General features: G+C 54.1%; 2 protein-coding genes. Both read right to left on the bottom strand.

Translation table 11 applies throughout. The features are described 5' to 3' along the window. Nucleotides 1-551: 551 nt before the first annotated feature. The gene (locus V6C16_RS10395; protein WP_333536419.1) at nt 552-1973 is read right to left on the bottom strand and encodes a sodium:proton antiporter; all 1422 of its coding nucleotides are present in this window, start codon (nt 1971-1973) and stop codon (nt 552-554) included. 225 nt (nt 1974-2198) lie between these two features. After that, nucleotides 2199-2645 (bottom strand): universal stress protein, encoded by a 447-nt coding sequence (locus V6C16_RS10390; protein ID WP_333536418.1) that lies wholly within the window; start codon nt 2643-2645, stop codon nt 2199-2201. Nucleotides 2646-3050: the final 405 nt, after the last annotated feature.

The following is a 3050-nucleotide window of genomic DNA, read 5'->3' as shown; positions in this document are numbered from 1 at the left end:
CCGTTTACGGGCCGCAAGTAACAGAAATGCAAATGTCAGATCGCCCGTGCGCCTGTTAGGGCGCGGCTGGTAAGAAAGCCTTACAGGCGCATATGAAGAACCCCCGGCTAGGCCGGGGGGTTCCTTTCGTTCTTTATGACCCGGTTGCGGCTTGCCTGGGGCAAGGCCTCGCCGGGCTGCATCTGATCAGTTTTTTAGAGCAGTTTACGGATGAAATGAGTTAACTGCTCTGCAAGGATTTTCCTGAAAATCATTGGCATGCAATGAAATTGTTCTGGCGGCTGCGTGAGCAGTCGCCCGCCGCAAAGGTGCAAGCGCAGCTTCAGCCGTTACGACAAAGGAAGTTACGGATGCTTCAGGAGTTGTAACGCGGGAAACTACGCTTGCAGACACCATGTGTAACGAGCGCTTTGTTTCCACACAACCACTGTGGCCATTCGTAAGGCTCGCAGGCTCGCCAACGACTGCCGCGAAGACAGCAGAGCTGTTTACTTGCGCGGTTAAGCGTTGAAGTCAACTTTGAGAATGCACATTTTCAAAGTTGACCTGCTCTAAAAGAACACCCAGGTCAGCAAGAGGAACAGGGGAAACAGTATGCCCACAGACCAGGCCATGTAGCCGAAAAAGCTGGGCATGCGCACGCCCTGGTTTTCTGCGATGGCCCGGACCATAAAGTTGGGCGCGTTGCCGATGTAAGTGTTGGCTCCCATAAAGACGGCGCCAGCGGATATGGCTGCCAGCGTCGCCGGAATATCATACATGAGGTGTGCGGCGTCGCCACCGGCGGTATTAAAGAACACCACGTAGGTGGGCGCATTGTCCAGAAAGCTCGACAGCAGGCCGGTAAGCCAGAAGTACATGGCGTTGTTGGGTTGTCCGTCATGGGACACAAGCTGGATAAGCCCTGAAAGCGCGCCGTCCGTTCCGGCCTTCAGAATGGCGATGGCAGGAATCATGCTGATGAAGATGCCGAGGAAAAGCTTGGCCACCTCTTCAATGGGCGCCCAGGAAAAACCGTTGAGCTTGCGGCAGTTCTGTTCGGTAAAGCGCAGGGAAAGCCCGGCGATGCAAAGCAGCAGCACGTCGCGCAGCAGGTTCTGCCCTTCGATGGGAACGCCGTACAGTTCCACTACCGTTCCCAGGGGCCAAAGGCCGGAAGCCAGCACCGCCAGCACCACGCCAAGCAGGAAGAGAAGGTTGATTTTGCCGTCAAGGCCCAGTTTTTCGGTGGAATCCTTGGTGCTGGGCGGAACCGGCTTGCCTTCCTTGGCGTAAAGCCAGGAATCAAGAGCCACATAGATCAGCAACAGGGCTACCGAAAGCAGCAGGGTTTTAAAGAACAGGTTGGTCGTGGTCCAGAAGAAGCTCACGCCCTTCAGGAAGCCCAGAAACAGCGGAGGATCGCCCAGAGGGGTAAGGGAACCGCCGATGTTGGCAACAAGAAAAATGAAAAAAACCACGCTGTGGGTTTTATGCCGGCGGTGTTCATTGGCACGCAAAAGCGGGCGAATGAGCAGCATGGCTGCTCCGGTGGTTCCCATCCAGCTTGCGAGCACGGTACCCACGGCCAGAAGGCCCGTGTTTACCAATGGTGTGCCGGTAAGCGAGCCTTTCAGGCGTACGCCGCCAGCCACGGTAAAGAGGGCAAAAAGCAGAATGATAAAAGGCACGTAGTCCAGCAAGATAATATGCAAAAATTCATACACGGCTACGGAAAAGCCAAACGTGAGCGCACAGGGGACAAGAAAGGCCAGCGCCCAGAATATGGATATCTTGCCAAAGTTGTGTTCCCAGAAATGTGGTGCGAACAGGGGCATCACGGCGATGGAAAGCAGCATGCACGCAAAGGGAACCGCCCAGTATACGGACAGCTCCGCACCGGGAATCGTGGGGTGTCCCTGAGCGGCAAAAGCTGTCGCAGGAAGAAGGAGCAGTACGGAAAGCGCGGCAAAGGAGGTTAGGTGTCTCAGCATAGTTACTCCAGAAGTCTAAGAATGCGTCATGCCTTATGCTGCCATTCAGCCTGATTGCCCAAAACGGATGGGCTTCAGCCTGCCGGATACTGCAAATATCCGTAAGCAACAGTCAAAAACAATGTACCCTTTTCAGTGTTCTGGCGGAATGCGGTGGGCGGCCAGTGGGCAGCCGGCAGCGACCTCAAGCGGCTAACTTCCGGCGGTCTGCCCTGGCCTGTCACATTACCGTGCAGAATTGTTCTTGTTTACCAGCAGTACCGGAATGGGAGCATGCCGCAGAACATTGTGGCTCACGCTGCCGAGGACGATGCTCTTGATTTCGCTGACCCCTCGCGTACCCATGATTATTATGGTGCAGCCAAGCTCTGTGGCTGCATCGACGATGCATTCCGCAATCTCACCATACCGGACGTAGGTTTTTATATTGCAATCCGCTCCGTTCAACTCGGAACGGATGCTTTCAAAAAGGGCCTCAGCATCTTGTTCGTGTTCCTGCTTGAGTTTTTCACGCTGGTCGCCTCCGATCAGGCTGGGAATAGGCGCAACGCAATGCAGAAGGTGGAGCGTTTCCCTGCCAGGAATGGCTGCCGTCAACTGGGCCGCAACACGGCAGGCGGCTTTCGCGTCTTCAGAACCGTCAACAGGGATAAGTATATCGGAATAATTCATATTCTCTCCGTTACGATGATGTTTCTGTCTTCTGGGCCAGTGTCGGTTTGCGCCTGCCAGCTACCGTAAAGCAACGTTCTTCTGCATCCGCGTGCGTTTTTGCTGTGCGCAATTTTCCGTCGGAGCAGTCGCGCGGATCACACAGTCAAACGCCAGCGGCGATTTTTTTGTTTTGCGGCAACGGAAAGCCCTCGTCAAGCCGCCTGAAAAACACGTTGCGGGTGTTGTCATGATACTTTCATGAGCCGCGTTGAACATTTCGATGTGTTATAACAAACCATTGCTGTCCGGCTAAGGGTTAAGAAAAAAGTCCAAAATCTCAATGCGATGTGGTATAAAGAGTTTGCGAAAAACTTTGCCACACAAGGAGATTTTGGACATGAGTCACCATAATACACTTTTCTC

It is taken from the genome of Desulfovibrio sp. 1188_IL3213, from assembly GCF_036763145.1.
Classification (GTDB): domain Bacteria; phylum Desulfobacterota; class Desulfovibrionia; order Desulfovibrionales; family Desulfovibrionaceae; genus Desulfovibrio.
This window is presented reverse-complemented; position numbering and strand designations above follow the sequence as displayed.

Excerpts from the sequence above, each read along its gene's own strand:
- V6C16_RS10395 (WP_333536419.1), bottom strand. The coding sequence starts at position 1,973 with ATGCTGAGACACCTAACCTCCTTTGCCGCGCTTTCCGTACTGCTCCTT.
- V6C16_RS10390 (WP_333536418.1), bottom strand. The coding sequence starts at position 2,645 with ATGAATTATTCCGATATACTTATCCCTGTTGACGGTTCTGAAGACGCG.